The organism is Photobacterium frigidiphilum (assembly GCF_003025615.1).
GTDB classification, from domain to species: Bacteria; Pseudomonadota; Gammaproteobacteria; order Enterobacterales; family Vibrionaceae; genus Photobacterium; species Photobacterium frigidiphilum.
Window position 1 is genome coordinate 1 of the sequence record NZ_PYMJ01000086.1, and the last position, 3,354, is coordinate 3,354.

Sequence of the window (3,354 nt, forward strand, 5' to 3'; positions counted from 1 at the left end):
TGTAGGACGCATACCAACATATTCTTCGCCAAGTAAGGCAACTCTTGTGATGGTATTACCATCATTTATCACCTGGGTAGGAGTCCCTGAGATTGGGATGTCTAACCCTTTTTTTATTGTAATCATAAGTACTTGCACCACATTAAACCCGATAAGATTTATGCTTCCATTTCGGCAATTCTGATTTTCCAAGTGTCTGGTCCGGTCTGATGTGCATTAACACCTTCAGCGTCTACCGCTACCGTCACAGGCATATCTTCGACCTCGAACTCATAGATTGCTTCCATACCCAAGTCTTCAAACGCAACCACGCGTGCTTGCTTGATAGCCTTTGCAACAAGATAGGCTGCACCGCCAACGGCCATCAAATATACCGCTTTGTGATCTTTGATCGATTCTATCGCCATTGGACCTCGTTCAGCTTTACCAATCATGCCGGTAAGGCCCGCTTGGCCAAGCATCATCTCGGTAAATTTATCCATACGCGTTGACGTTGTCGGACCGGCAGGCCCGACCACTTCATCACCAACAGCATCGACAGGGCCGACGTAATAGATAAAGCGGTTATTGAAATCAACAGGGAAATCTTCCCCTCTCGCCAGCATATCTTGAATACGTTTGTGCGCCGCATCACGACCCGTTAAGATTTTACCAGACAGTAAGACGGTCTCACCGGACTTCCATTCCTGAACATCATCCTTCGTGATTTCATCCACGTTGACACGGCGAACGTTATCATCCACTTTCCACGTCACTTCCGGCCAATCTTCCAGCTTAGGAGGCGTTAATTCAGCAGGGCCCGTACCATCTAATGTAAAGTGAACATGACGTGTAGCTGCACAGTTCGGAATCATACAAACAGGTTTAGATGCGGCATGCGTCGGTGCTGTCTTGATCTTGACATCAACAACCGTTGTCAAGCCACCAAGCCCCTGAGCACCAATACCGAGTCTATTTACTCGATTATAAATATCTAAACGCAATTCTTCTTCTGAATTTTGCGCACCACGCTCTTGAAGTTCATGAATATTAATGGATTCCATCAATGATTCTTTCGCTAATACAGCCGCTTTTTCGGCCGTACCACCGATACCGATACCTAACATACCCGGTGGACACCAACCAGCACCCATTAGCGGAACCGTTTTTTCTACCCACTCAGCGACATCATCAGACGGGTTCAACATCACCATTTTGGTTTTGTTTTCAGAACCTCCCCCCTTAGCCGCAATCTGAATATCAACTTTATCTCCCTGTACCATCTCGATATGGACTACCGCAGGTGCATTATCCTTCGTGTTCTTACGTGCACCAGCAGGATCCGCAACAACAGACGCTCGTAGGGGATTATCTGGATTTGTATAGGCCTGGCGAACACCTTCATCAACCATTTGTTGAACGGTAAGATCGCTGTCCCACTGTACATTCATTCCTATTTTTACAAAGCAGGTCACGATACCGGTATCCTGACAAATAGGTCTTCGGCCCTCTGCTGACATTCGCGAATTGATCAAAATTTGTGAAATCGCATCTTTCGCCGCTTGGCTCTGTTCTTTTTTATAGGCTTTTTCCAAAGCCTGAACAAAATCCAACGGGTGGTAATATGAGATGTACTGCAGCGCATCCGCCACGCTACTAATCACATCTTGTTTAGTGATAACAGTCATTATCGCCCTCGTTAATCATTATCGTTCGATGACCCCCGATTTATGGATTCCAGAATCGGGGGTGGTTAACATCATTTATTCTTGCTAAAGAAAAATCTATGCGAGTTGCCCACGATTAATTAATCGCCATTGACAGAAAGTAGCCGACGATCGTAGCAGTCGATACCCCGATAAAGCCTGGAATAATAAAGCTGTGATTTAAAATATACTTACCAATTCTCGTTGTGCCCGAACGGTCAAAGGTAATAGCAGCCAGATCACTGGGGTAGAATGGGAAGAAGAAATAGGCGTAACACGCTGGCAATACACCGATAATGACTTCAGATGGTATCCCAAGAGAAAAGCCCAGAGGCAACATGATGGTTAATACTGCAGCTTGACTCTTCAAGAAAATAGAAACCACAAACATTGCTATGGCGAATGTCCATGGGTGAAGGTTAACAATGTCACGCACCATCTCTATTAAGTACGGCTTATGAAAGCTAATAATCGTGTCACTCATCCAAGCAATACCAAAGATAATAATAACGGCAGTCATACCGGCAATAAATACGTGACTAGTTACAATTTTCTTGGGTTGAACTTTAGTGGTTAACAAAATGATGGCGCCAACCGACAGCATTAAGAACTGTATGGCTACAGACATTTTAACGCCGTCAGGAAGCAAGCCGAGATCTTTACCAAACATCGCGACAAAAATAACCGAAACAATACCCAGTACGAATACGGTTAATCCTGTTTTCGCCTTCTTATCTTCGGTTGAACCGTCTTCAGCCTCCGCATCATTATCGATTAACCCTTTTCGGAATTCTTCGTCTTGACAGCGCTCTTTGAACTCGAGATCTTTGTCGAGGTCTTTTCCTCGATGAAGGCTCCATGTACAGGCAACTAGCAGACCAGTCAACGTTGCAGGGATCGTCACCATAAGTACATTGAGCAAACCTATATCAAGGTTATTATCAACGGCGGTGGCCATAACAACTGCTGCGGCTGCTGCAATTGGACTGGCTGTAATTCCCATTTGTGATGCTACCGATGCCATCGCCATTGGGCGTTCTGGACGAATCCCTTTTTTGTAGGCCACATCGTAAATAACAGGAAGAAGAGGATAAACAGAGTGGCCAGTACCAACAAGAACTGTTAATGAATAAGTGCTAAGCGGGCCAAGAAAAACAATTTTATTAGGGTGCTTACGCAGCATTTTTTCTGCATATTTGACTAAGAGTTTTAATCCTCCCGTAGCTTCTAAAGTTGCGGAAGCTGAGACTACAGCCAAAATAATCAACATCACACCAATGGGTGGTGTACCAGGAGCAACACCAAAAACAAACGCTAAAACCGATACCCCCAACCCTCCGAGGAGACCAAAAGCAATGCCTCCGTGGCGGATGCCAATAAATATTACGGCAAGCAGTAGCATCATATGAACATAAAACATTATTTATCCTTAAATAGAAAGCATTTCGCCGTTTAACAAAACGACTGGAATACCTTTAAACAGGTAACCATGTTAATAACTAGATCATGAATACAAAGATAATGGCTAAAGCAGATACTAGAAACGCTGTCGCGTAACAAGCGATCTTACCAACCACACCAGTGTGGAATTTAAGATCGTGCATACCATGATGTAGGCGGTGCATTGCATGCCACATTGGTAGTGCTAGTGTCGCGATAGTAAATAGAG

The 3,354-nt window shown here is 44.5% G+C and carries 4 protein-coding genes; all 4 read right to left on the reverse strand.

The annotated features are described in order from the left end of the window. On the reverse strand, positions 1 to 126 hold a 126-nt coding region (locus C9J12_RS29650; protein WP_146150139.1), incomplete at its 3' end, for a hypothetical protein. A 32-nt stretch (positions 127 to 158) separates the two neighbouring features. Then, positions 159 to 1,667, reverse strand: a complete 1,509-nt coding sequence (locus C9J12_RS29655; RefSeq protein ID WP_107247016.1) for a fumarate hydratase — start codon at positions 1,665 to 1,667, stop codon at positions 159 to 161. Positions 1,668 to 1,782: 115 nt separating this feature from the next. After that, positions 1,783 to 3,105 carry an anaerobic C4-dicarboxylate transporter gene (locus tag C9J12_RS29660; protein WP_107247018.1) on the reverse strand — a complete coding sequence of 441 codons (1,323 nt, stop codon included), beginning with the start codon at positions 3,103 to 3,105 and terminating at the stop codon, positions 1,783 to 1,785. A 79-nt stretch (positions 3,106 to 3,184) separates the two neighbouring features. Continuing rightward, a partial coding sequence (gene frdD, locus C9J12_RS29665; RefSeq protein WP_322348893.1) for a fumarate reductase subunit FrdD occupies positions 3,185 to 3,354 on the reverse strand: 170 nt, incomplete at its 5' end.